The following is a 24,325-nucleotide window of genomic DNA, read 5'->3' as shown; positions in this document are numbered from 1 at the left end:
GGCATTAGGAAAATCGATATCCGGACATTCAGTCAGCTCATTCACGATTATTCCATTTATCTTGTTTTTTCAGTCAAATTGATGAGTGAGTTCAGGCATACATTAACACTCGTCTCAAAGTACTTCGTCAGTCTAGAAAACTGATTGAAATAATAAAAAACCATATTTAGCCAGAGATGGTACATACTTAAATAAAGCTCCACTTTAAAAGGACTTACAGTGAGGCGTTGGAAAATCTGGTTGATCGTTTACAGCCCAGCATTGCTGTGGGCAGGGCTCTCTTTAAAAGAAGCAACTTGGTGGGTGGAAAACATCGTTGCTTACCCAAGTCTGTTTTTAATCGTCTACATCGTTTTCGCACTGATTTTTGCCTTAAGATTAAAATGGGCGCCAAGTGCAATATGTATTGTTCTGGCAGGTGCGTTTACCTTGATGGCTCCAAAGTCCAATCAAAATTTGGTGTCTCGCTGTGCGAATTCTGTCTCAGTAGTGCAGTTCAACCTCTATTATGAGAACCCTGATGTAAATGCGTTCATCAATTACTTGCTTTCCAAGCCTGCAGACTTAGTTGTGATGCAAGAAGTCGCACCAGAAATTGGTGAAAGGCTGAAGATGCTCAGTGACATCTATCCCTACTTCTATGGCGGCCAGAAAGGTGTGGGTTATCCCTCAAGTCAGATGATTCTGAGTGTTTCTCCGTTAAAAAATATGTCGGTGTTTATGACGCCGGATGAACAAAATATTATTCGTGGGACCTGGTATCCCCACAATCAAAGCGCGATGACTCTCATTGTGGCGCATCCAACTTCACCAAGGACTAAAGAGTTGTGGTACAGGAGAAATGCACTAATTAGGACCATTGAGTCGCTGATAGAAATCTATCCCAGCGATGAAGTTATGGTATTGGGAGACTTTAATCTCTCCTCTGCTAGTTTACGTTTTGCCAAACTGTTTCCAACTTTCCAGAAAGCCCCAGTCGCAAGCTGGCCCAATTGGTCTCAAGCGTTCAATACGCCGCCGGTTTCCATGATCGCAATTGACCACTTGTGGCTACAATCTGTGAATGCAGGCAGAAAGATCTGTCAGCGCCAAAGTTCACCTAATCCTGCTGGTTCAGACCATTTCCTAGTCAAAACTGAGATTGGTTATTGATTATTATTCTCAACTTGTTGTGTGAAGATTTTAGCTAGGTTACCCTCCAAATAACTTAATCAGCCTTTGGATGGTAACTATGGCAAATCTGGCGATTACGGAAATTAAATCCTTTATTCCCAGCAAAGACTTTGACATTTCGCAACGATTTTATCAGGCGTTGGGATTTGAGGTTGCTTCAGTCTTTAGTGACGTTGCTTACATGCGAAAAGGTCACACCGCTTTTCTGCTGCAGAACTACTATCAAGTTGAACACGCAGAAAACACGATGATGCATTTACTGGTAGAGGATGCGATGGGTTGGTTGGAGCATGTTAAGGCGTCCAGTGTCGAAAAGGACTTTGAGTGCAAAGTGACAGAGTTGATTGAACAACCGTGGGGCATGTTGGAGTTTTGTCTGACTGATCCTTCTGGCGTGCTATGGCGAATCGCGCAAAATATCCGTTAATGTAAAAACGCCCCTCATCATCGAGGGGCGTTTTCCTTTAATCCAACGACTTCTTGAACCTCGTTGAGGCGATCAATAGACCAATCACAGTAAAGCAGGCGAGCCACAATGTGTCGTGCCACATACCACTTAGATCTGAGCCGCGAAGCACAATACCGCGAATTAAGCGCATGAAATGCGTGGCGGGTAAAGCCTCAGAAATCCATTGAGCCGCATTGGGCATCGCTTCATAAGGGAACATAAAGCCAGACAATAGTATCGAAGGCAGTAAGATAAAGACGGTCATCTGCATGGCCTGTAGCTGTGTTGACGCTATGGTCGAGATCACCAAGCCAAGTGTCAGGCTGGCGGAGATAAACAATAGCGTTCCTAGAAGAATCTGGCTAATGGCTCCGTTAATCGGGACATCAAAGATGAAGTGGCCTAACCCCAGAATAATGAACACCTGAATCAGGCCGACAAAAATGTATGGGACGATTTTGGCGACCATCAATTCGAAAGAGTGGATGGGTGTGGTGATTAACAGCTCCAGATTGCCACGTTCCCGTTCTCTTACAATCGCTGCGCTGGTAAACAGAATCATCGTCATTGTCAGAATGACACCAAGTAGACCCGGTACGATATTCACCGCAGAGCGACGACTTGGGTTGTAGAATAAAGCAACTTCAAAGGTTTTTTGTTGTTCAGGGCGGATATCAAAATCAAAGTCCGTTAATGGCATATTCTGCAATGCCAGAATCGCAGAACTGATCATGGTATCGGAACCATCAACCACCCATTGCCCCAGCACTCGGCCTTGGGCCATTCTTTGCGTCAGGTCAGATGGAATGATTAGAGCAGCACGTATTTCACCGTTCTGAATCGCTTGTTCTGCCTGTTCCGCGGTTGGGTAAGTGGCTTTGACGTCAACCACCTGAGTAACCTTGACCGATTCCGTGATGACACGTCCAGCGGTACTCTGACTTTGGTCTACAACACCGATTGGAATATTGCGTACATCGGTGTTTATCGCAAAACCGAATAGCAGCAGCTGAATCAGGGGAATCATCACGACCATGCCAAAGGTGATGCGATCACGGGAAAGCTGACGGATTTCTTTAAACATGATCGCCTTCATGCGAGCGATAGACTGGATCATTGTCTTCCTTCTCCCGTGACGGTGACAAACACATCTTCTAGGCTCGGTCTGGCTAGATTCATTTCCGCTTCGATGAGTTCAGGAAACTGCTGACGCAACCATGCAATCGGATCTTGGATATGTTGATGAATCAAAACTCGAAGGCGAATGCCTAATTGTGCGGCAGAGCGCACTTCCTCTCTGGCAAGAAGGGACTCCTTTAGTGCCCGCAAATTGTCTGCTTTGACTTCAACAATATTGACCCCCATATCGGCCATCAACTGTTCTGGCTCGCCATCGGCACGAATTCTTCCCGCCTCCATGATGGCCAGTCTGTGGCAACGTTCGGCTTCATCCATGTAGTGGGTTGTAACTAGAATCGTGGTACCTTGGTCTGACAAATCAAAAAGTTGTTCCCAGAATTCGCGGCGGTTTTCAGGGTCAACGGCTGAAGTCGGTTCGTCAAGAAACAAGAGTTCAGGCTGATGCATAGTAGCGGCAGCGAGAGAAAGGCGTTGTTTCTGGCCTCCACTCATTCCACCGACACGTTGTTGTCGTCGCTGGTCTAAGCCATAGGTTTTCAGCTGTTCATTGATACGCTGCTTGAGGTGCTTTGACCCCATCCCAAATATTTGACCGATAAACTCTAAGTTTTCCTCTACGGTTAAATCGTCGTAGAGAGAAAACTTCTGCGTCATGTAGCCAATTTTGAGGCGCAGCAGTTCAGATTGGCTTGGTATTTCAAGCCCCAGTACATCCACGTCACCTTCACTTGGGCTTAGCAAACCCGTCAGCACACGGATGGTGGTGGACTTCCCACAGCCGTTAGGTCCAAGAAAGCCGTAAATACTGCCCTTGGGTACATTGAGCGTGATGTCGTCGAGGGCGGTGAAATCTCCAAACCTCTTTACTACATTCTCTGCTTTAATCGCATATTCCATTGGCGCTACTCTCCAGACAAGTCGATTTGTGCCGGGATGCCAGATGGTAGTCGCTGTGCCGAGGACTCAAGGTCGACTTCCGCCAGATACATCAAGCGAGAACGCTCGTCTTCGGTGAGCGCATAATAGGGCGTAAATGAGGGCTCACTAGCAACCCAACGAACTGTCCCAGAGATTGGATTTTCAACGCCGTCTACCGTAACGGAAACTGATTTACCCGGCACGAAATCAACGCGATGGCTAGCTGGCACATAAACACGCGCATACGGGACACGGCTAGCCTGTATGACGGCGACCACGCCATTGACGGGAACGCGTTCGCCCAAGTTGTAAGGCAAGTTATCCAGTACCCCATCACGGGTCGCGGTAATGGTGAGCTCGCTAAGCTTCTGTTGCTGGAGAGTCACATCAGCAACAGAAGCCGCGAGCTCGGCTTTCGCTTGTTCGATATCTTCAAGGCGTGAACCAGCTGTCAGCTTGCTAAACTCTTCTTTAGCTGAGTCCAGTTCGGCTTTCGCGGAGTCACGTGCGGCAAGTGCGGTGTCTTGTTCTGATTGACTGATCAGCCGCTTTCCAACCAATTCCGCTTTTCGGGTGTAATTCTTCTGAGCTTCAGTTAATTGAGCTTCAGCACGTTTAACGCGAGCTTGGGAAGCCGCGATGTCTTCTGGGCGTTCACCATTGGTCAGTTTGAGTAGGTAAGCTTCTGCTTTGGATTGTTCAGCAACGGCACGTGCGAGTACCGCTTCTTGGCTGGTGGTATCAAGCTGCACCAACACTTCGCCTTGCTTTACTTGTGAGCCTTCTGTCGCGGGTAACGCAAGGATGATTTCGTTGGCTGTAGCAGTGAAGGTGACACGGTCTCTCTCCAACGTACCAAGTGCTTGGGATGAGTCACCTTGTGTACAGGCCGTTAACAGCGAAATCAGAACAGATCCGATCAAGAACCGTTTCATAAAGTACTCCAAATCAGCAAGTTAAGGGAAGGTTTCGCTAAGCGGAGCGATACCATTGATTGTGTAAATAGGATATATTCTCGCTTAACTATAGATACAGAAACTTAATTCATACAAAATTAATCTAGTGATTAATTTGTCATGGTTTCTTCTTTCCCTTCATGCAGTTACAACAGAGGTTAAAATGGACTTTGAGCAAATGAGTGAGCAAGCTCTTTGGGACCTAGCCAATCCACTAATGGATAATTTAATGCAGGCATCGACGGAGATAAATCATGCGAAGCATGTGCAGGATTTTACCCCGCGCTTGCGCGATATCGTAAAGCCCGATTATTTCGAGCGTGTCGTGAAACAGTATCAGTCACTAAAAGGCGTGTTCACTGACCGTACTCAGGTGGCGCTGTTCAAGCGCCCTGACTCAGCCGCTTTTGTCTGGAGGCAAGGTTTCAGTCGAGTTGAAGGAGATTATGTCGCGGAAATGGTCTTGGTTTATCGTGAAGGGAAGATCATGGTGGATCATGTGATGGTGTTTTAACCGAACTCTGACGGCTATAGGCATTGCGGTCCCTCAGATAAGGCTTTACAATCGCGCCTCCACTAACATAAGTGCATGTTTGAGGAACTATGAACAATGCCCAAGCGATAGTGGCGCATCAGGCGAAGCACACGGTATCACCTAAGCGTGAAATTGTACTTCGCGAGATGTTGTCACTGGCAAAAATGGCATCAATGATTGCTGTCCCATTTTTGCTTATTACTCTGGCTTGGATCTAAACCAGAGCACACAGCACAAGGATGTGTGCTATCGGGTTTATTCTGCAACACCACCTTGAGTCAGCTTCGTCGGATCAAGCAAACGCTCTAGCGTAGCGCGATCAAGATCCGTCTCTTCCTCAGCCACGTCAATAATGGCACGTCCTTCTTTGTATGCCTTCTTAGCCACTTCAGCTGCTTTCAAATAGCCAATCACTGGGTTGAGCGCCGTCACCAGAATCGGGTTTTTCGCCAATGCGACTTGAAGGTTGTCTTCACGGACATTGAAAGTTGCGACCGCTTTGTCTGCCAGAGCAATTGCGCTGTTAGCTAGCAGTTCGATGCTTTCCAGAACATTGTGAGCGATCACTGGCAGCATAACGTTTAGCTGGAAGTTGCCAGATTGGCCGCCTACGGTGATGGTGGTGTCGTTGCCGATGACTTGTGCAGCTGCCATGGCTGCGGCCTCTGGGATCACTGGGTTTACCTTACCCGGCATAATGGAAGAGCCAGGTTGTAGGCCTTGAAGTTCGATCTCACCCAAGCCAGCAAGTGGGCCGGAATTCATCCAGCGCAGATCGTTCGAGATTTTCATGATGGCTACGGCAGCTGTTTTGAGCTGACCAGAAAGAGCGACCAAGGCATCCTGACTGCTTAGGTTGTAGAAGAAGTTTTCGCTAGAAGTGAACTGTAAGCGAGTTGCCTGAGAGAGGTTATCTGCAAAGGCTTTAGCAAATCTTGGATCAGCATTGATGCCTGTGCCCACAGCAGTTCCACCTTGGGCCAGAGCTTTAACGCCAATCAGGCTTTGTTCAATTCCTTGCTTCGCTTGTTCAAGCTGGAATTGCCAACCGCCAAGCTCTTGATCAAATGTGATTGGCATGGCGTCCATTAGGTGCGTTCTGCCTGTTTTCACAACATGACCGATTTCATTACGCTTACTCTTTAGCGTCTCAATGAAATGATTTAACGCTGGGATAAGCTGTTTTTCGACTGTTAGTGCTGCGCTGACCTGAATCGCTGTTGGAACAACGTCGTTGCTGCTTTGACCCATATTGACATGGTCGTTAGGGTTCACGTCACCGCCCAGAATATCACTGGCTAAAGTCGCAATCACTTCATTAGCATTCATGTTCGAACTGGTGCCTGAGCCCGTCTGAAAAACGTCAATCGGGAAGTGCTCTAAGTGCTGACCATCAATAATGGTTTGCGCTGCGTCGGCTATCGCATTCGCAATATCACCCTCCATCAGACCCAGTTGAGCATTCGTTAAAGCGGCTGTTTGCTTCACGTATGCCAGCGCCTGAATAAACGCGGTTGGCATCGTATGTTTGCTGAAATGAAAGTTGTCGACTGCGCGTTGTGTTTGCGCTTGATACAGAGCGTTCGTGGGTACTTTCACTTCTCCCATGCTGTCTTTTTCAACACGGAATGTCTGTGAGGCAGAAGATTGAGTCATTGGTGATCCTTTTGAATTTAATCGTGCGGCGTCTGGATGCGCTGCAATTGTTGTTGTAGGTTTAAAAACTTAATGTCGCCGTCTTCCCACTGGTAGTAGTAGCGCTTTAAGCATAGTAGGGGAGTATGAATAGCGTCGAGGCAGACCCGTCGGAACGTGCGACTTCTCACCGGATCCTGAATGGCTTCAATCAAATGAAAATAAACCTGACGTAGGTAAAGTTCACACAGCAGTGGGTTTTCATTCTCGGTGCCTTGTTCATAGAACGAAGACAAGGTCATCGCCCAATGAATGTAATCGTGAATGATATCGGGCTCGAACCCACAGGGTGTGTAACGTTCAACAAATCTGTCTTGTGCTTTAAAGAAAGCATTATAAAGCGGCTTCTGGCTATCCATACTGACCTCAAATTTTTTGTAATGAGAATTATTATCGTTTTAAGTAATCGAATCAACCCTGTTTGATGTATGGATGTCAGACAGTGCGCTGGCGCACAATCAGGTGCAGTTTTCTTTTAATGCTGTCGGTGACTAATGAGGCACTTCAAGATAAGAGCAGTGCTGAAAAGAATAAACCGACGCCATAGGCGGAGTGGGTGAACAGACTTAATGTTCTCGCTAGCCAAGGTTTTGGTTCCAACCGTGACTATTACAGCAACTTGGACTGCTTAACAGGCTTATCAGTCAGCAGATTGATAGAGATGTGGTTACACTAAACACTAATTAGAACCAATAAGGTCGCACTTTGCTAACGGACAAAAGACTCACATTTGCCACCGCCAATTTGTTCAATTTCATCGAACCACCCGGTGCGTTTTATGACTTTGAAAATATCTATGACGCTGACGCGTGGGAAGCTAAATGCCAATGGACAAAAAATGCCATTCAGAGCCTCGATGCAGACATTATTGGAGTTCAGGAAGTATTTAGTCTCGATGCTGCCCGCCAGTTATTCGAAGAGATGGGGTACTCGTATTTCGCCAGCGTGGATAGCCCGAACATAGAAAGTGATTACATCTACTCCCACCCCGTTGTGGCTCTGGCTTCTAAATACCCGATCTCGCATGTTGAAGCGGTCACGTTACCGGCATCATCGCTAGCAGGCTATTCAATCCCGCTGCCGGAGTTTAGTCGTCAGCCCGTCTTTGCTGTGGTAGAAGTGCCAGATATCGGTGAAGTCGCTGTTTATGTTAGCCACCTCAAATCTCAGAGAGCCACCGAAGCGATGGAAGAAGGTGAAGGACCCCCGCTGGTGGGTCAATGGCTTTCAAGCCAGCAAAGAGGATGGGAGGCGGTGATGCTGAGATTAGCGATGGAACAACAATACGCGAAGCACCCGATTCCGACTGTTCTGATGGGGGACATGAATCAGCCGATCAGCAGTGACATCACAGGTTTACTGACCAAAACTATCGAAGGCGAATTTGGCCTTATGCTGCGAGACAGCTGGGACATTTTCGCTTTAAAACAGCCAGAGATAGAGCGTCCGCCCACACACTATCATTTTGCGAAAGGCAACGTTCTCGACTACATCTTACTGTCGCAGGAGTTTCAGCCCGACTCGCAGTACTCAATGGCCGATGTGACGTCCTATTCGACGCTCGATGCTCACCTGATCAACCCAAATTTTGAACGGGACAAGCAGGCGAGTGACCACGCGTTTGTCTCGGTGACAGTTAGGTTTGTGCTGTGATGTGTTCGACACCAATTGCTAGCTAGCCATCGAATTTCCAATGCTTTCAATAGGTAATGTGTATTCTTAGCGAGCGATAGCGTTTTCAAGCGTGCAAAAAAATCCCCTCGCAAAAATGCAGAGGGGATTGAATTCAGAACGAGTAGGCGTTACTTAGATTTTCTTTGCTGTTCTTTACGTGCAATTTTTTCTTTTCGACGTTGAGCAATTACCTGATCGGCCTCGCCTCCAACGTGTGTTTCGCCGCGTTTGTTAGCGAGTTGAACTTGTTTTTCACGCTCACGGAAGCGCGCTTTTTGCTCATCTGTATGCTTGTCGATACATTTAGGGCAGCTAACGCCTTTTTCAAACGCTTCAGATTCCATGTCTTCCTGAGTAATCGGCAAACGACACGCATTACACATTTCGTAGCCACTTTTCTCTAGCTGGTGGTTTACCGCGACACGGCCATCGAATACGTAGCAATCTCCTTCCCACATGCTTTCTTCTTCAGGCACTTCTTCAAGGTACTTCAGGATGCCGCCTTCTAGGTGGTATACCTCTTCGAAGCCTTGTTCCTTCATGTAAGCCGTAGACTTTTCACAACGAATACCACCAGTACAGAACATAGCGACTTTCTTATGCTTTTCTGGATCCATGTTTTCTGCCACGTACTCAGGGAAGTCACGGAAAGTGTCTGTTTTCGGGTTAACCGCATTTTTGAACGTACCAATTTCGATTTCGTAGTCATTACGAGTATCGACGACGAAAACTTCTGGATCTGAGATCAGCTCATTCCACTCACCTGGCTTCACGTAAGTACCAACGACATGGCGAGGATCGATGCCTTCTACACCGAGAGTCACGATCTCTTTTTTCAGCTTAACCTTGGTACGATTAAATGGTTGGTTTGCGTCGAATGACTCTTTGTAAACGATATCCGCAAGGCGAGAATCCTGCTTGAACCAGGCGAGAAGAGTGTCGATACCTTCACGGCTAGAAGCGACCGTACCATTGATGCCTTCGTTAGCCAGTAAGAGCGTGCCACGGATTTTATGTTGTTCCATCAGCGCTTTTAGCGGTTCACGAAGTTCCACATAATCTTCAAGACGCACAAACTTATAGAGTGCGCATACTACGTAATCTGTCATGTTTTTTCCTTTTAGCGAACTGGAGCGTAAATCCAGAGCTTTGAGTTAAATCGGGCGAAGTATAGCGGAGAGTACTAGCGACAAATACAGACAGTTTTTAGGGTTTAATCGACGAGCTATGTTTTGCCATATTCTGACGATTAAAGGTTTGTCTAAACCGTCAGCTCAATTCGGTTTCCGTCCGGGTCAAAGAAGCAACTTTCGTAGTAGCCGTCACCCGTCGTTCTTGGGCCACTGAGGATCTCGTAGCCATCTGTAACTAAACGTTGAGTCAATTGATCTACCGCCTGTTCTGAACCAAGTGAAATGGCAATATGGATAAAACCAGTGAACTGGTCATAAAGGTCATCTTTTGACTCTGGAATGCTGTCCATTTGCATCAGTTCTAGGCGGCAACCACTGCTAAAAGATAGGAAGTAAGAAGAGAAGCTCTTTTCACTGTTATGGTATTTTTGATTGGGCGTCGCGTTGAAATACTTGATGTAGAAATCTTTTAGTAACTCTAGCTGTTTGGTCCAGAGCGCAACGTGCTCAATTTTCATAATTGCATCTCAGTCGGTGTGTTTGATAGGAAATGCTAATCGTGAGCTAGGAAGGAAAAAAGAGATGATTTCTATCGGTGATTTTTCCTCATTGTTGACGATATTGATTGGGAAGAAGCGAGATGTGGCTATGGATTCGTGACACTTAACTCTTGCGGAGTTGTAGTGCAAGAAAAGAGGATGTGATTGCCGACGGCGTTTTCCTAATTAGTGTGTCTTGTTGGGGCGGTGGAACGAAATAAATCCTCTCATTTTGAGTGAGAGGATTTATTGTTGTGCTTTATGGCTTAAGGTTTGAGCTTAAGTACCTTATCGATATCTTCAGCGCTGTGGCGTTCTGGAACTTGTTCCCACTCTTCGCCCCATGCGCGGTTGACGATACGACCACGCTGGACTGCTTGGCGAGCTTCAATGGCTTCAGCCCAACGCTTAAGGTGTTTATAACTGTCGACATCTAAGAACTCACCTGCATCATAGGCATTTCCTAACACTAAGTTTCCGTACCAAGGCCAGATCGCGATGTCTGCAATGCTGTACTCTTCACCCGCGATAAAGGTATTGTTTGCCAGCTGCTTGTCCAACACATCCAGTTGACGCTTCGCCTCCATTGAGAAGCGATTGATTGGGTATTCAAACTTCTCTGGCGCGTAGGCGTAGAAATGACCAAAACCACCGCCTAGGTACGGCGCAGACCCCTGAAGCCAGAACAGCCAGTTCATGACCTCTGTTTTCGCCGCGACATCTGTTGGTAGGAAATGGCCGAATTTCTCGGCGAGGTAAAGCAGAATATTACCTGATTCGAATACATTGATTGGTGTGTCACCTGAGCGGTCAACCAATGCTGGGATCTTGGAGTTTGGGTTCACCTCGACAAAGCCAGAACCAAACTGATCACCGTCGCCAATTTTTATCAAATAAGCATCATATTCAGCTTCACTGACACCAAGCGCGAGAAGTTCCTCAAGCATAATCGTGACTTTCTGGCCATTTGGTGTGCCCATTGAATGAAGCTGGATTGGGTGTGAGCCCACAGGGAGCGCCTGCTCATGACGGGCGCCTGAGTCTGGTCGGTTAATGCTGGCCCACTGGCCGCCATTTTCATCTTCCATCTTCCAAACTTTTGGTGGTACGTATTGGTTAGTCATTGTTATTCCTTATCCAAAATTGATATCCGGCATTTCCTTATCTTGGGACAGATTCGAAAAGATAAAAGCCCCAACGGGTATTCTCATTAGAACCAAAGGTTCTGAAAAATTGTTTCTGGGTATAAGAATAACCTAGAGAGTCACCTCCTTATCGCAAAAATATGTTGAATGGGTGCCAGCAGGTATTTTAGTTAATAACGCGAGTGGAGACCTTACGGAATATGCAGGGCTGTTTTTTTATTGGGCTTTCAATTCTGCCAGTACGTTAAGTAGTGACGGTTGAATGCTATGCCCCAATGCTTTCACTTCTTCACAGGGTTCGAGCAAATCGGGGATTTGATAGGTGGTCATGTTGGCGGCGACTGCACTTTTTACCCCGTTATTAGAGTCTTCGAACGCGATGCAGTGTTCAGCTTCAACATTGAGGCGGTCGGCAGCCAATAGATAGATTTCTGGGTCCGGCTTGCCGACAGACACTTCACAGCCGCAAGTCAGGCTATCAAAGTACTTGTCTAAACCCGCAAGGCGCAGTTTAATTTCTGCGACGTCACGGTGAGTAGAGGTTGCCACTGCGGTTGGAATTTGCTGTTCTTTAAGCCATTCCAACAGTTCCACGACGCCTTCTTTTACTGGGATTGGTTGGTGTTTGACAATAGCGTCGTAGTTGCGGCGCCACTCATTGTGGAGTTTGTCGAGATCATCCCCATAGGCAGCTCGAAAGATCTTTTCTATGCCCGCGGCGTTACGCCCGATGATGGAGAGATAAACGTCTTCATAGAAAGGCAGGTTGACGTTCACACAGGCTTGCTTAAAGACTCGCATGCATACACGCTCGGTGTCTAACAGTAGGCCATCCATATCAAAGATAGCGGCTTGAATTTTCATGGGTACAGCATAATCCTTAACGGTTCGGGCGCTCATTCTTGCACACTTCTAAATTATAGTAAAAGCGCTGATATGACGTGGATTTATCGATTGTTAAGGTGAGGTTAGGGGAAGGTCACAGTCCGATATTTGGAGTGATTGAATCATTTGCTATTTATTGTTTTGTTATTTACTTTATCGTCAACTGTTCTATACCAAAGTACTCTCATGAAAAACATTTTCACTATAGCAGCGTTAAGCGCTGCATTGTCTGTTCCGTTTGCAGCAATTGCCAAACCGGTTGAATTTCAAAACATCCCTGAAATCATGAACAAATTTGAGTCTGCGGATTTGTACGTGAAAAAATCCGCAACATTGGGCCGTTTGCCTGAGGCATCAGAGCTGGGAAGCGATTTTCCTACCTACGTCTCAGATGGTAAAGGCGGTTATAGCCTTGAAACGCGCAACGTGATGACGGACAGCGTGGTGATAGCCAGTATGCCAGAGCCGATTGTGGGTGAAGTCTATAATCAGTGGTTAGTGCCAAAAGAAACTTGGCAGAAAACCTATGGAAAGCTGCCAACGTCGACTGAGTTTAAGCCGTTCAAGCGAATTAAAACCATCAAAGCCATCAAGATTGATGACGACATGCTGAAATTACTAGGCAGTGAAGATGGCAAAACCGCCATTATCAAAGTGAGCTGGGATGAGCAGGGAATGAAAGTCTACAAAGACGGTTACCTTGCTGATTACGAATACGGTATTGCTCCTCAGGAAATGCAGGAAAACTACGAATTAGCCAAGTAATATTAAAGGCTTACACATAAAAAAGGTCTGGTATTTACCAGACCTTTGTCATTTCAGCGGAAACTACAGCATCCACATTCTTGCTGTGCGTGCCGGAATGTTAAACGTATGGTTACGCGAACTCACGACAGTTGTATCTCCCGTTAGCGTGTCTTTGTACGAAACGTTCCAATTGAACTCGTGTTGGTACGTATCCACAGTAACGGATTTCGCATCGCCACACTTGTTGATGCCGACTACGCCTTCCTTACCACGTTTGAAGACCAGCGTGCACTGGTCACTGTGTAAGACGGTCATTGATTTACCCTGCATCGAGTTGTGGAACTTGAGCATGTTAATCATAGTGGCGTCTTTCCAGACGTCTGCCCAGCGACCATTATCTCTATCTTCGCTGTCTGGTAGCTCATCACTATAGATGAGTGGTGTGCCACCGTCTTTACCCAAAACGTATGCATAAGCTAACTGCTCATCTTTAGGATCCATGATTTGATAGCGGAAGCCATCATTGGTTGGAATGTCATGAGTCACGGTGAAGGTAATGGCGCGCGAGTTTTCTAACGCTTGGCCGTAGGCTTGAGGATCATGAAGTTGGTTTAATCCGCCACCGAAAGAGAAAGCGCCGCGAATAGAAGCGAACAGAGGGAAATCGTAAGCAGCGTGATTGGTATTGTTCAGATAAGGTGCCAAAAAGGCCTCATAACCACTATCGCCCTTACCCCCACTGGTAATGACTTCGCCAAAAACATGCATTCCAGACGTAATGTCTGATGTGAAAATCTGGTCGATCTGGTACTGACTCATGTGTTTGACAGCATCGATGCGGAAGCCTTTAATTCCCATCGACTTAAGTGCCTGAAGGTATTTCTTCTGCTGTGACACCACCCAGTTGTTTGGATCTAAATCTGGTAATCCGGTATCGCCATTGTCACCACAAAGTCGCCAGTACTGAACGTGGCCTGGATCGTTCCAGTTAGTGATACAACCTGCAGCGTGGAAGTCATTGCCAGAGAACAGGTTTTGGCTCAAGTCGCCAAACAATGTCTGGTTGGCGTAGTAGCTGCTGCGAGAAGCGTAGTCATTAAGCACTTCAGTGCCAGGGTAATTCAGGTCGCTACGCTTTGACGCTTCGTTGGCCATATGATTCAGAACGACATCGGCATAAACATCTACGCCTTGCGCCTTAAGCGCAGCAATCATCGCTTCTAAATCTTGTTTATTACCCAGAGGAGAATCGATAACACGAAAATCCTGAGGTTGATAGCGGGCCCACCATTGGGTGCCACTTGATTTCATTGCGGGTGAAATCAGAACCTTTTTGAATCCGTTTGCGGCGATTTTCTGGGCGTTATTCGTTACATCCGAATATTTCCAGTTGAATGCATGCAGGATTGCATCGGCATAAGTGACTTGCGGTATGCTGAGCGCAGCAGTGGCAGCGAGTAAAGTTGTTATTTTTTTCATAGGGTGTTTCTCGTTATTGATATTCAGGCTAATGATATTTTTATGGCTTGCTATTAGTAGTGCTCGAAATAGAAGACTGAATTACGGTCACATTCTGTAGGGGTTCAATTTATAAAATTTCTAGTAGAGTAGAACTTTGCAGGGATTGAGGTTGTTTTTTGAACGAATTGTTCGAAAGTTGTACAAAATGTCAGCTCGAGCACTTTTTTATAACGTTGACGAAACCGTCATTTATTATTTGCTGAGTTAAGGTGGCCATTGAACGACGTAAGCTTACGCAAACTCCAGCAACTGCTCATAAAATATGAGGCAGGGAAAACATATCATCTGTCGATCGATGAACTGGAGATAGCATTATCAACTTCGAGAAGAAACACTTCTAATATTCTGAAAAGCTTGTCTGACATAGGTTGGATCAGTTGGCTTCCCTCTAAGGGAAGAGGAAAGCTCAGTCAGTTTAAGATCTTGCATAATCTGCAGGGAGCACTAGAGCAAATCTTTTATAAAGAGCTAGAACAAGGGCGCTTTTCTTGTATTTCTCGTTTGATGGAGTTTTATGGGCACCTTGCTGTAAAAGCTATGGCTGAAGCAACAGCAACGCGAGCGAGTGCCAATGAGCGTTGCGATAGCTTGCTAATCACTGAATATCCATGGGTAGATACACTAGAACCAGCTAAGACATACCGCATCGCTGAGATGCAGGTAATCCGTAGCATTTACAGTACGCTATTAGTGCAAGATGAATCAGGACGTATTCAAGCGGGACTGGCGCATTGTTGGAAGGTAGAAGGGCGTTTTATTCATTTGTGGCTCCGTCAGGGGATAGTTTGCCATGACGGGGAAAATTTAGAAGCCACTGATGTTGCTGAATGTCTTAACAAGCTCAAGGTTACCGATGGACCGGTGAAGTATCTCTTTGAGCAGGTCGTTGAAATACGCATCCTTGGTGCAGGGCAAGTAACTATTGAGCTCCAGCAACCTAATGCTTTGTTTTTGAATGTTTTATGTTTGGTTCATGCTTCGATTTATCGCCTCAAATCAGCGTATTTCTCAAGTGGTCTAAGTACCTATATAGGAAGTGGTCCTTTCTATCTGAAGGATTGGGATCGAGAGCGCTTGGTATTAAAACGACATCGTAATTACTATGCGCAATCTGCCTTACTAGATAAGATCACCTTGTCGTCTTCTTCAGAGCTGAGTGACTTTAGCATCAGTTTCAATAAGGATGGAGATTGCGAGGAGAGTACTATCAATGCCTTATCTTACCTTGCCATCAATACAAGGCCTAATGCAGGAATCAGCCGAAACGACCTCCTTGAACTTGTTGAGTACTTACGTCGTTGCCGAGCTAATTTGGACTCAGAAACTGTTGTTAATGATGTAGGTTTTGCGCCTTGCTTTGACAGTGCTTCTGATGACGCTCCACCGCGCTTAAGTGGACACTTAGTACTGACCATGCCTCGACTGACGATTCCTTGTCTGCAAAAGATCGCTGGGTGGATACAAAGTACAATTCTAGAAACCGGACTAACCCTTGAAATTCTCGAGTTAGAGGATATCAGTAATCCAAGTTCAGTCAGCGGTCATGCCGATATTCTATTTATTGAAGAAGTCATAGAGCAGCCTGAAGAGTTTGGATTGTATGACTGGCTTCTTGCTAGCTCCGGCCTGAAATTCATTTATGATCAAACAGAAATGGATGTTCATTATGAGCAAGTGAAGCACGCAATGAGCGATATTTTGTACGTCTACTCATTGCGGAAAGTTGAGCAGGCTTTGTATGACAATAACCTGCTTTTGCCTCTGTTCCATGGCAAAGAAAAGATTTCACGTAGCCTTGAAGTTCATGGTGTTGAAACGAATAAATCTGGACTGAGTGAGTTCTATAAGCTTTGGATTGATAAGGAAAAACAATAAGTTAATATCACTTTTTTGATAATGGATGGTTAATAAAACATGCATGGTTTTCGTTAAACCCTTTCATGTTTTATGCCTATCAAAGCCTATACCATCGGCACGTGTTACCAATGATTACACATCAGGATGCACTTGCTCTGTGCGGTGCAGTTTTACCCATAGGAAATATGTGTCAGGGCTTTTTATCATGACTTCCAAAATTATAACTATCGCGACTGTTTCTACACTTTTGACAGCCTGTGGAGGTGGTGACGGAGGAGCAACCTCGTCATCCACTTCACCCTCCTCTCTTCAATCTAAATCAATTCAAGGTGTCGCTATTGATGGCTACATCTCAGGTGCGACTGCATTTCTTGATCTGAACTACAACGGTGAGCTTGATAGCGGTGAATCAAAGAGTATTACCGATGCCAATGGTCGATATGAGCTTTCTCTATCCGGAGATAATGCAGATTGTGTTGATTACGTGCCAATCGTGGTTGATGTACCTGTTGGTGCAATTGATGCTGACGATCCAAACAATCCAATTGAAGAGCCGTATCAGCTGTTCTTTCCTCCAGTAAAGATGACGACTTCAGATTCTGAAATTAGGTCAACGACCCCATTGACTTCCATGCTTTGGAACGAGATGAAGCTAAAACTGGACCTAGAAGATAATGCTATGAGTAGTTGTGCAGACCTAAAACTTGCGATTCAGTTGCAAGGCATTACAGACAATAGCATTCAGGAATTAGAAAACGGTGTGGCGAGCCGGAATAACGTTAGTGTAGAGCAACTGTATAGTGACTTCATAAAAGAGGATGACAGTGAAGTAAAAGCGCTTACACAGAAACTAATGCCAGTAATCAAGGAGTCTTATCGTGAATCAAAAATGTTGAGACAAGAAAACCCAGCAGCCGAAGAAGCTTATGTTAGTTACATTGTACGCAGTAAAAAGGATACCAATGGCGGACTGAACGACCAATGGTACAAAGTTCAAGTGACAAAGAGTGATTCAAAGGTAGAAACAAGAGCATATGAAGTAACGAGCGAGCTTGTTGACCCTCAATTGCTTGAGCATATTGTGACACACACAGCCGAGAATAGTGACTTGTCCTATACAAGAGAGTACAGCCTGCGTAGAGAAGCTGAGGGTAATCAAGAGTCTATTTTGAGTCGTTCATTTAATTGCACAATTAAAGAAACTATTGAGGAATCCCGAGTTACCGATGCAAATTCAATGACTATTTATGAAGTAACCAATCAATCTGGTACTAAAAAAGAGTCCAGTATGGACGATTGTTTTGGTAATTATGTTGGTGGGGCTGATTTTGAGCAAATCATAGAAGTGATGGCGATTAATAATAGTCAGGATCAAGGGACAGTCATTACTGGGCATCGTTTTACTTATGACCAATATACGCCCTATGCCAAATGGGTAGACGTGGATCCTACTTTGAATAATGTTAATGGAAATTTGCTGGGAAGTTTTTTCTATATAGGCACCGATTTTAGTGAAAACTCGGCTCACGGCTCGGTACGTTGGGTGAGATCGAAAGCTGAGTTTGGGCAAAGTGTGTTTGGTCAAAATGAGTCGTTACAGTATCAAGTGATTACAACAAAGGACTCAAATGGAGATTGGTATATGGAAACTGACTACGATGATGGCCGCTCTGTATATGAGTGTTCTGAAAGCCAACTTGGTGAGTGGGCTCAATGTTCAAGTTCACTGCCTCCTTTCACCAATAACGATAAGGTTCTTAACAATACCAGACTACCAGTACTTAAGGTTACAGCTGCACTTTTGCAACAAAACAATGAGTAGTTAAGAATAGTGGGCTTAGTGAGAAAGTAGGCCATTTGAATGAAAAAACATGCACTATTTTCCTCCATTTCTTACATGTTTTTCCGAGTGTATAGCCGTTAGTATTCTCAATGCGTTAACCACTGCTATAACGCTACGCGCCATTAAATCCTTAGTGGCGCGTTTTTGCCTTTCACTTTTCATCGGAAATTTTGCAATGAATCTTAAACTTCTTGCTGTTGTCCCCTTCTCTATAGGCATAGTCGCATGCGGGGGAGGCGGCGACGGTGGCTCATCTAGCTCTAGCGCTTCATCACAAACACGAAGTCTTCAAGGTGTGGCTATTGATGGATACATCTCTGGAGCGACGGCGTTCCTAGATATCAACTACAACGGTCAGTTAGATTCTGGCGAGCCGAGTGCTGTGATTAATTCTGAGGGCAGCTATCGCTTATCCTTATCTGGTAGCAACTCTGATTGTATTGATTACGCGCCTATTGTCGTAAATGTCCCTGTCGGTGCGATTGATGCAGATGCTCCTAATACGCCTATCAGTAAACCGTATCAGCTTGTTTTTCCTCCAGCGATGACACTGAGTTCTGAGCATGAGATAAAATCCACAACTCCTCTAACGACGGTATTGTGGAATCAAATTCAGGAAGATCTGCATGAAAGCGGTATCACCAGTTGTACGGCGTTGAGATCAGCTGTTAACACCCAAGAAAAGGTTATTCAAAATGTGAAGGAGCACGATCATCGTATTGCGGCCCGTTACAACATCGCAGTAGATAAAATTTACGGCGATTTCATTAAGGATGATAACAAAGAGCTGTACGAATTAGCTCAGAAGATGATGCCCGCGATTAGACAGTCGTACAGTGATACCAAAGCACTTCAACTGGAGAACTCAGGGGTTCATCAAGCCTACATAGATTACTACTGGAAGTACTGGGACGAAGATACAAAGCAAAAAGTCGATAAGTGGTATAAGGTCAAAACGGTCCTCACTGAAACTAAGCTGGTACACACAGAATATGAAGTGTTAGAAGACTTAAAGACCGAAGTGCTATTAACCCGCCATACAGAGCGAAATACGAAAAAGAAAGCAGGGTTTGATTACACTAAGAATGCTTCATTATGGATCAACGAAGATAACGCCAGCTACAGCTGTTATATCACGGAGTCAATTGAGCAGCTTGTTCAACCCAACTCTCTGAAAACTTACCGTGTCAGTAACAGCTCAAGCACGCAAGAACTGGATTGGGATAGCTGCAAAAACAATAATGTGGGAAGTAATTTCACCCAATCTTTGGAAGTGACAGTCGTTAATAATTATCGTGATGGTATGTTACGTGCCCAGCATATTTTTAGTTATCATCCCGATCCTAAATATCCAGAATGGGTAAACGTTGAACAGAAGATCGATAGTTTTAGCCGTAGTACATTGAATCAACTAAGTTATATATCCTCAGATTTCAATGACGACTCAGATTACGGGGCACATACATGGGTGAGATCCAAGTCTTCTCAAGTGGCTGTAACACCTTATAAATTCGACGGTATCTCAATTTCAAGAAATGCTGTTGGTGATTGGTGGAAGAATACTTATTACCACAATGGTACATCTTCGTTGGAATGTTCCTTGGACAAAGGTAAGACTTGGTCAAAGTGTAAATGAGTGTTGTCTTTAGAGATTGAGCCCCTTAATGGGGCTCTTCTTTAACTGGATAGTGAGTATTTGTAGTAAACCAAAGAGAGAATGTTTAGTAGACTGTGTCCCTAATTACAAAATCATAAAGGGAAATCAGAATGAGTCAGCAGAAAGTCGCGTTTATTGGCCTTGGTGTGATGGGCTACCCTATGGCGGGTTACTTAAGTAAAGCCGGATATTCCACCAAAGTGTTTAACCGCACTAAAACCAAAGCAGACAAATGGGCTGAGGACTACCGAGGTATTGCGTGTGAGACGCCTAAACAAGCGGCTCAGGATTGTGATGTTGTGTTTGTTTGTGTGGGTAATGATGACGACGTACGCAGTGTTATTTACGGTGAAGATGGCGTTCTTGCTGGATTGAAGGCAGGAGCCGTGCTGGTAGACCATACGACAACCTCCGCTGAGCTAGCAGTTGAATTGGCGGCAGCAGCAAAAGAAAACGGCAATCAGTTTATTGATGCGCCTGTTTCTGGTGGTCAAGCGGGTGCGGAAAACGGCGTGCTGACCATTATGTGTGGTGGTGACCAAGCGGTGTTCGAACAAATCTCACCAGTGATGGATGTGTACGCTAAACAAATGACGTTGCTGGGAGAGAATGGTCAGGGTCAACGCTGTAAAATGGTTAACCAAATCTGTATTGGCGGTATTCTCCAAGGGCTTAGCGAAGCGTTGCTACTCGCTCAAAAATCTGGTTTGGATGTAGAACAAGTGGTTGAAACCCTCAAACATGGTGCAGCGGGTTCATGGCAAATGGAAAATCGTGCCGTGACAATGTCACAAGATAAGTTTGATTTTGGTTTTGCCATTGATTGGATGCGTAAAGACTTAGGGTTCTGCCTAAAAGAAGCGGAACGAGTCGGACTTGATTTACCGTTAACTAAGAAGGTCGATGAGCAATACGCTGAGCTACAACAAGATGGCTACGGACGTATGGATACTTCTGTTCTGATGAAAGCGGTGGCGAAAAAACAATAAGCGCTGAATAAAACAATACGCCGATGCGTGCAGGTTAGCGATCGGCGTATGGATTTCAGTACTGACTCAAGCGGATTGCTCAGTATCAGTAGAAGATGAACAGCTCTTTGGTGTCAAATAACTTAAAGAATTCGAATCCTTTCATAGCCAACTCTCCTCATTTGTAACATCTATGGTTAATGGATTGGTGAAGCCGTATATGCGCTTCCTTTCTTAACTGCTGTTACATACTTAAAACTAGTGCAACCTACAGTTTTTTGCCAAATTGTTGATGAGTTAAACATCTATCCAGACCGATTCCCTGTTACCCCACGGACTCACAAAAGCCGTGGGGCGTCGGTGCAAGTTACTGTTTCAAATCGAAGCGGTCAGCATTCATTACTTTGGTCCAAGCGGCTACGAAGTCGCGGACGAATTTCTCTTTGTTGTCATCTTGAGCGTAGACTTCAGCGTAAGCGCGTAGGATGGAGTTAGATCCAAACACAAGGTCGACTCGGGTTGCTGTCCATTTTTCGTCACCGCTGCTGCGTTCGACAATAGAGTAGGAGTTACGCCCTGTTGGTTTCCATGTGTATCGCATGTCTGTCAGGTTGACGAAGAAATCGTTCGTCAGCGCACCAACATTATCTGTGAATACACCGTGGCGAGAGCCAGAGTGGTTGGTCCCAAGAACACGCATACCACCAATCAGAACCGTCATTTCTGGTGCTGTTAAACCCAATAGCTGTGCATGGTCTAGCATCAATTCTTCAGGACTTACTGCGTAATGCTGCTTCTGCCAGTTTCGGAATCCGTCAGCGACAGGCTCTAACACATCAAATGAATCGACATCCGTCTGCGCAGCACTTGCATCACCACGTCCCGGAGCAAAAGGAACGGAGATGTCTACACCAGCGGCGCGTGCTGCTTGCTCAATGCCAACGTTACCTGCAAGAACTATGGTATCGGCAACACTCACCCCTGACTCAGAGGCGATACCTTCTAGTACCGAAAGTACTTTAGTGAGCTTTTCAGGTTCGTTACCTTGCCACTGATCTTGTGGCGCAAGGCGGATACGAGCACCATTCGCGCCGCCACGTTTGTCTGAGTTACGATAGGTACGAGCACTGTCCCAAGCGGTTGAAACCATATCGCTAACGCTTAAACCACTTGCGGCGATTTTAGCTTTGACCGCTTCAACATCGTAATTGCTTTGACCAGCAGGGACAGGATCTTGCCAAGTTAGCTCTTCTGCCGGAACATCTGGGCCAAAGTAGCGAGATTTTGGCCCCATATCGCGGTGAGTCAGCTTAAACCAAGCACGAGCGAAGGTGTCGGAGAAGTAAGCAGGATCGTTGTAGAAGCGCTCTGAGATCTTGCGGTATTCAGGATCAATCTTGAGCGCCATATCGGCATCCGTCATGATCGGGTTGTGACGAATACTTGAATCTTCGACATCAACAGGTTTGTCTTCCTCTTTGATGTTGTCTGGTTCCCACTGCCATGCACCTGCTGGGCTTTTTTGCAAAGACCAGTCATAGCTGAACAGAAGATGGAAGAAGCCGTTATCCCATTGAGTTGGATGGGTTGTCCATGCACCTTCCAACCCACTGGTCACTGTGTCACGGCCAATACCGCGAGAGGTGTGGTTATTCCAACCAAGACCTTGTTCATCTAGCTCTGCACGCTCAGGTTCAGCACCGAGTTTAGCAGCGTCACCGTTACCGTGGGCCTTACCAACTGTGTGGCCGCCAGCGGTCAATGCGACGGTTTCTTCGTCATTCATTCCCATACGTTCAAAAGTGACACGCATGTCCTGAGCCGTTTTCAATGGGTCTGGTTTGCCATCGACACCTTCAGGGTTGACGTAGATTAAGCCCATCATGACAGCGGCAAGCGGATTTTCTAAGTCACGCTCACCCGAATAGCGACTGTTTTCACCACCGCTTTCTGCTAGCCATTCTGTTTCTGCACCCCAGTAGATGTCTTTTTCTGGATGCCAGATGTCTTCGCGACCGAATGCAAAGCCGAAGGTTTTCAAACCCATAGATTCATAGGCCATGTTGCCAGCAAGGATCATCAGATCAGCCCAGCTGATTTTATTGCCATACTTCTGCTTGATAGGCCAAAGCAAGCGACGAGCTTTGTCCAAGTTCGCGTTATCAGGCCAGGAATTGAGTGGAGCAAAGCGTTGGTTACCGGTATCTGCACCACCGCGACCATCGCCTGTACGATAAGAGCCTGCTGAGTGCCACGCCATACGAATCATTAGACCGCCATAATGTCCCCAGTCTGCTGGCCACCAGTCTTGGCTATCGGTCATCAGTGCTTTAACATCATTTTTTAGTGCTTCAACGTCGAGCTTTTTAAGTTCTTCACGATAGTTAAAGTCCAGGCCCATTGGGTTCGATTTCTGGTCATGCTGATGCAAGATGTCGAGGTTGAGCGCGTTTGGCCACCAAGCTACGTTAGATGAGTCTGAAGAAGTTGCACCGCCATGCATGACAGGACATTTACCGCCAGTATTCACGTTTTTGTGTTCCATGATTTGCTCCTTTAGTGTCGCTTATTCACGGTCGCCACTTTGATTTTTCTTATGTCGGTGGCAATCGAATTATTCGTTATTTGCTTAAAGCCAAAGACGACTTTCATTGGCAAAGCGTCTGATTGAATGTCCGTCATTGGACTGACTTTCTAGCATTGAGAATAGATGGCGAGTGGATTTTTATAAAACTGGTTGTAGCTATGTTATTGATAGATGTTTTCTATCTCATGCATATCGATAGTGTGAGGGGAGTAAATACTAAGAGAATTCTTAAGGGGAAGTAGGGCTGCCAGTGGCATTTGGCAGCCCTGTGTAGAAGTGATTAGCCAAACTTGATCTCAAGCTGTTCGGCGGTCTGCCAACTGTCGTGGTTCGCAAGTTGTGAGGCATACCGGGCAATATTGGTGTAGCGCTCAAGCAAGCCAAAGTTAGTCAGAATATCAACAATAAATGACATCATAATATCCGCACCAGTGAGTTTATCGGCGACTAGGTAACGCTTACCTTCCAAACGATGGTCGACATAACTCATGACCTTATGCAGCTCTACCTCAGCATAATCCGGAAGAAAGTTCATTTGAGCGCCATCTTTGGACACGAATATTTTAAGCAATAACGGTAGGGCAGCAGAGCTTTCTGCAAAGTGCAGCCATTGCAGGTAATCGAGGTGGTCATCAGAGCCTTTGGCTGGCGCAAGCTTTTCTGATGCATACTTGTCGATAAGATATTCAACGATCGCGCCAGACTCCGTAATGACGCGCCCGTCTTCTTCAATCACCGGAGATTTACCCAGAGGGTGGATAGATTTAAGCTCTGGTGGCGCGAGAAAGGTCACGCTGTCGCGGTGATAGGGGACGATGTCATAATCGATACCCAGCTCTTCCAACAGCCAGATAATACGCTTGGAGCGAGATTGATTAAGATGATGTAGTTTAATCACGTTGAC

23 protein-coding genes are annotated in these 24,325 nt (G+C 45.8%); 10 read left to right on the top strand and 13 right to left on the bottom strand.

Annotation, left to right across the window (positions count from 1 at the left end):
- Window positions 1-219: 219 nt before the first annotated feature.
- Together IX95_RS16240 and IX95_RS16235 are read left to right on the top strand one after the other, a co-directional pair.
- Window positions 220-1,152, top strand: a complete 933-nt coding sequence (locus IX95_RS16240) for an endonuclease/exonuclease/phosphatase family protein (RefSeq protein ID WP_038161879.1) — start codon at window positions 220-222, stop codon at window positions 1,150-1,152.
- Window positions 1,153-1,231: 79 nt separating this feature from the next.
- Window positions 1,232-1,600 (top strand): VOC family protein, encoded by a 369-nt coding sequence (locus tag IX95_RS16235; protein WP_038161876.1) that lies wholly within the window; start codon window positions 1,232-1,234, stop codon window positions 1,598-1,600.
- A 37-nt stretch (window positions 1,601-1,637) separates the two neighbouring features.
- On the opposite strand, the gene IX95_RS16230 is transcribed toward IX95_RS16235, so the two are convergent.
- Genes IX95_RS16230 through IX95_RS16220 form a run of 3 tightly spaced genes read right to left on the bottom strand, consistent with a single transcriptional unit; the run spans window position 1,638 to window position 4,614 of the window.
- Window positions 1,638-2,738: an ABC transporter permease gene (locus IX95_RS16230; protein ID WP_038161873.1), complete on the bottom strand. Its 1,101-nt coding sequence runs from the start codon at window positions 2,736-2,738 to the stop codon at window positions 1,638-1,640.
- Window positions 2,735-3,658: an ABC transporter ATP-binding protein gene (locus IX95_RS16225; RefSeq protein WP_038161870.1), complete on the bottom strand. Its 924-nt coding sequence runs from the start codon at window positions 3,656-3,658 to the stop codon at window positions 2,735-2,737. The genes IX95_RS16230 and IX95_RS16225 overlap by 4 nt, the downstream gene beginning before the upstream one ends.
- Before the next feature lie 5 nt (window positions 3,659-3,663).
- The gene (locus tag IX95_RS16220) at window positions 3,664-4,614 is read right to left on the bottom strand and encodes an HlyD family secretion protein (protein WP_038161867.1); all 951 of its coding nucleotides are present in this window, start codon (window positions 4,612-4,614) and stop codon (window positions 3,664-3,666) included.
- Between the two features lie 184 nt (window positions 4,615-4,798).
- Between IX95_RS16220 and IX95_RS16215 the strand changes: the two genes are divergently transcribed.
- Both IX95_RS16215 and IX95_RS26675 read left to right on the top strand, forming a co-directional pair.
- Window positions 4,799-5,149, top strand: a complete 351-nt coding sequence (locus tag IX95_RS16215) for a hypothetical protein (RefSeq protein ID WP_021456992.1) — start codon at window positions 4,799-4,801, stop codon at window positions 5,147-5,149.
- Window positions 5,150-5,238: 89 nt separating this feature from the next.
- Complete coding sequence (locus IX95_RS26675; RefSeq protein ID WP_038161864.1) at window positions 5,239-5,388, top strand: hypothetical protein; 150 nt, start codon at window positions 5,239-5,241, stop codon at window positions 5,386-5,388.
- 37 nt (window positions 5,389-5,425) lie between these two features.
- Here the strand turns inward: IX95_RS26675 and IX95_RS16205 are convergent, their stop codons facing one another.
- Both IX95_RS16205 and IX95_RS16200 read right to left on the bottom strand, forming a co-directional pair.
- Complete coding sequence (locus IX95_RS16205) at window positions 5,426-6,826, bottom strand: class II fumarate hydratase (RefSeq protein ID WP_038161860.1); 1,401 nt, start codon at window positions 6,824-6,826, stop codon at window positions 5,426-5,428.
- 17 nt (window positions 6,827-6,843) lie between these two features.
- On the bottom strand, window positions 6,844-7,224 hold the full coding sequence (locus IX95_RS16200) for a hypothetical protein (protein WP_006961363.1): 381 nt from the start codon (window positions 7,222-7,224) through the stop codon (window positions 6,844-6,846).
- A 346-nt stretch (window positions 7,225-7,570) separates the two neighbouring features.
- Between IX95_RS16200 and IX95_RS16195 the strand changes: the two genes are divergently transcribed.
- Window positions 7,571-8,518: an endonuclease/exonuclease/phosphatase family protein gene (locus IX95_RS16195; RefSeq protein WP_038161857.1), complete on the top strand. Its 948-nt coding sequence runs from the start codon at window positions 7,571-7,573 to the stop codon at window positions 8,516-8,518.
- Between the two features lie 149 nt (window positions 8,519-8,667).
- On the opposite strand, the gene trhO is transcribed toward IX95_RS16195, so the two are convergent.
- The 4 genes from trhO to IX95_RS16175 all read right to left on the bottom strand — a co-directional run bounded on the left by trhO (window position 8,668) and on the right by IX95_RS16175 (window position 12,220).
- On the bottom strand, window positions 8,668-9,648 hold the full coding sequence (gene trhO / locus IX95_RS16190; RefSeq protein WP_038161854.1) for an oxygen-dependent tRNA uridine(34) hydroxylase TrhO: 981 nt from the start codon (window positions 9,646-9,648) through the stop codon (window positions 8,668-8,670).
- A 152-nt stretch (window positions 9,649-9,800) separates the two neighbouring features.
- The gene (locus IX95_RS16185) at window positions 9,801-10,190 is read right to left on the bottom strand and encodes a VOC family protein (RefSeq protein ID WP_038161851.1); all 390 of its coding nucleotides are present in this window, start codon (window positions 10,188-10,190) and stop codon (window positions 9,801-9,803) included.
- 287 nt (window positions 10,191-10,477) lie between these two features.
- Window positions 10,478-11,335 (bottom strand): glutathione-dependent disulfide-bond oxidoreductase, encoded by an 858-nt coding sequence (yghU, locus tag IX95_RS16180; RefSeq protein ID WP_006961359.1) that lies wholly within the window; start codon window positions 11,333-11,335, stop codon window positions 10,478-10,480.
- A gap of 237 nt (window positions 11,336-11,572) precedes the next feature.
- Window positions 11,573-12,220: an HAD family hydrolase gene (locus IX95_RS16175; RefSeq protein ID WP_006961358.1), complete on the bottom strand. Its 648-nt coding sequence runs from the start codon at window positions 12,218-12,220 to the stop codon at window positions 11,573-11,575.
- Window positions 12,221-12,427: 207 nt separating this feature from the next.
- Here IX95_RS16175 and IX95_RS16170 point away from each other — a divergent pair, with 207 nt between their 5' ends.
- Window positions 12,428-13,006 carry a hypothetical protein gene (locus IX95_RS16170; RefSeq protein ID WP_038161848.1) on the top strand — a complete coding sequence of 193 codons (579 nt, stop codon included), beginning with the start codon at window positions 12,428-12,430 and terminating at the stop codon, window positions 13,004-13,006.
- Window positions 13,007-13,069: 63 nt separating this feature from the next.
- On the opposite strand, the gene IX95_RS16165 is transcribed toward IX95_RS16170, so the two are convergent.
- Window positions 13,070-14,467, bottom strand: a complete 1,398-nt coding sequence (locus tag IX95_RS16165) for an alpha-amylase family protein (protein WP_038161845.1) — start codon at window positions 14,465-14,467, stop codon at window positions 13,070-13,072.
- Between the two features lie 258 nt (window positions 14,468-14,725).
- Here IX95_RS16165 and IX95_RS16160 point away from each other — a divergent pair, with 258 nt between their 5' ends.
- The 4 genes from IX95_RS16160 to IX95_RS16145 all read left to right on the top strand — a co-directional run bounded on the left by IX95_RS16160 (window position 14,726) and on the right by IX95_RS16145 (window position 20,855).
- Window positions 14,726-16,384 (top strand): ABC transporter substrate-binding protein, encoded by a 1,659-nt coding sequence (locus IX95_RS16160; protein WP_038161843.1) that lies wholly within the window; start codon window positions 14,726-14,728, stop codon window positions 16,382-16,384.
- A gap of 187 nt (window positions 16,385-16,571) precedes the next feature.
- A complete protein-coding gene (locus IX95_RS16155; RefSeq protein ID WP_235202646.1) occupies window positions 16,572-18,188 on the top strand; it encodes a hypothetical protein in 1,617 nt (538 codons plus the stop codon).
- A 196-nt stretch (window positions 18,189-18,384) separates the two neighbouring features.
- On the top strand, window positions 18,385-19,845 hold the full coding sequence (locus IX95_RS16150; RefSeq protein ID WP_038161841.1) for a hypothetical protein: 1,461 nt from the start codon (window positions 18,385-18,387) through the stop codon (window positions 19,843-19,845).
- A 131-nt stretch (window positions 19,846-19,976) separates the two neighbouring features.
- On the top strand, window positions 19,977-20,855 hold the full coding sequence (locus tag IX95_RS16145; RefSeq protein ID WP_038161837.1) for an NAD(P)-dependent oxidoreductase: 879 nt from the start codon (window positions 19,977-19,979) through the stop codon (window positions 20,853-20,855).
- A 346-nt stretch (window positions 20,856-21,201) separates the two neighbouring features.
- Here the strand turns inward: IX95_RS16145 and katG are convergent, their stop codons facing one another.
- The 3 genes from katG to IX95_RS16135 all read right to left on the bottom strand — a co-directional run bounded on the left by katG (window position 21,202) and on the right by IX95_RS16135 (window position 24,319).
- Window positions 21,202-23,379, bottom strand: a complete 2,178-nt coding sequence (katG, locus tag IX95_RS16140; protein WP_038161835.1) for a catalase/peroxidase HPI — start codon at window positions 23,377-23,379, stop codon at window positions 21,202-21,204.
- An 11-nt stretch (window positions 23,380-23,390) separates the two neighbouring features.
- Window positions 23,391-23,516: a hypothetical protein gene (locus tag IX95_RS26960; RefSeq protein ID WP_268745327.1), complete on the bottom strand. Its 126-nt coding sequence runs from the start codon at window positions 23,514-23,516 to the stop codon at window positions 23,391-23,393.
- Between the two features lie 185 nt (window positions 23,517-23,701).
- The gene (locus IX95_RS16135) at window positions 23,702-24,319 is read right to left on the bottom strand and encodes a glutathione S-transferase family protein (protein WP_038161833.1); all 618 of its coding nucleotides are present in this window, start codon (window positions 24,317-24,319) and stop codon (window positions 23,702-23,704) included.
- Between the last annotated feature and the right edge of the window lie 6 nt (window positions 24,320-24,325).

It is taken from the genome of Vibrio sp. B183 (assembly GCF_000740665.1).
Taxonomy (GTDB): domain Bacteria; phylum Pseudomonadota; class Gammaproteobacteria; order Enterobacterales; family Vibrionaceae; genus Vibrio; species Vibrio coralliilyticus.
This window is presented reverse-complemented; position numbering and strand designations above follow the sequence as displayed.

Excerpts from the sequence above, each read along its gene's own strand:
- IX95_RS16235 (WP_038161876.1), top strand. The coding sequence starts at position 1,232 with ATGGCAAATCTGGCGATTACGGAAATTAAATCCTTTATTCCCAGCAAA.
- IX95_RS16230 (WP_038161873.1), bottom strand. The coding sequence starts at position 2,738 with ATGATCCAGTCTATCGCTCGCATGAAGGCGATCATGTTTAAAGAAATC.
- IX95_RS16225 (WP_038161870.1), bottom strand. The coding sequence starts at position 3,658 with ATGGAATATGCGATTAAAGCAGAGAATGTAGTAAAGAGGTTTGGAGAT.
- IX95_RS16220 (WP_038161867.1), bottom strand. The coding sequence starts at position 4,614 with ATGAAACGGTTCTTGATCGGATCTGTTCTGATTTCGCTGTTAACGGCC.
- IX95_RS16215 (WP_021456992.1), top strand. The coding sequence starts at position 4,799 with ATGGACTTTGAGCAAATGAGTGAGCAAGCTCTTTGGGACCTAGCCAAT.
- IX95_RS26675 (WP_038161864.1), top strand. The coding sequence starts at position 5,239 with ATGAACAATGCCCAAGCGATAGTGGCGCATCAGGCGAAGCACACGGTA.
- IX95_RS16205 (WP_038161860.1), bottom strand. The coding sequence starts at position 6,826 with ATGACTCAATCTTCTGCCTCACAGACATTCCGTGTTGAAAAAGACAGC.
- IX95_RS16200 (WP_006961363.1), bottom strand. The coding sequence starts at position 7,224 with ATGGATAGCCAGAAGCCGCTTTATAATGCTTTCTTTAAAGCACAAGAC.
- trhO (WP_038161854.1), bottom strand. The coding sequence starts at position 9,648 with ATGACAGATTACGTAGTATGCGCACTCTATAAGTTTGTGCGTCTTGAA.
- IX95_RS16185 (WP_038161851.1), bottom strand. The coding sequence starts at position 10,190 with ATGAAAATTGAGCACGTTGCGCTCTGGACCAAACAGCTAGAGTTACTA.
- yghU (WP_006961359.1), bottom strand. The coding sequence starts at position 11,335 with ATGACTAACCAATACGTACCACCAAAAGTTTGGAAGATGGAAGATGAA.
- IX95_RS16175 (WP_006961358.1), bottom strand. The coding sequence starts at position 12,220 with ATGAAAATTCAAGCCGCTATCTTTGATATGGATGGCCTACTGTTAGAC.
- IX95_RS16170 (WP_038161848.1), top strand. The coding sequence starts at position 12,428 with ATGAAAAACATTTTCACTATAGCAGCGTTAAGCGCTGCATTGTCTGTT.
- IX95_RS16165 (WP_038161845.1), bottom strand. The coding sequence starts at position 14,467 with ATGAAAAAAATAACAACTTTACTCGCTGCCACTGCTGCGCTCAGCATA.
- IX95_RS16155 (WP_235202646.1), top strand. The coding sequence starts at position 16,572 with ATGACTTCCAAAATTATAACTATCGCGACTGTTTCTACACTTTTGACA.
- IX95_RS16150 (WP_038161841.1), top strand. The coding sequence starts at position 18,385 with ATGAATCTTAAACTTCTTGCTGTTGTCCCCTTCTCTATAGGCATAGTC.
- IX95_RS16145 (WP_038161837.1), top strand. The coding sequence starts at position 19,977 with ATGAGTCAGCAGAAAGTCGCGTTTATTGGCCTTGGTGTGATGGGCTAC.
- katG (WP_038161835.1), bottom strand. The coding sequence starts at position 23,379 with ATGGAACACAAAAACGTGAATACTGGCGGTAAATGTCCTGTCATGCAT.
- IX95_RS26960 (WP_268745327.1), bottom strand. The coding sequence starts at position 23,516 with ATGACGGACATTCAATCAGACGCTTTGCCAATGAAAGTCGTCTTTGGC.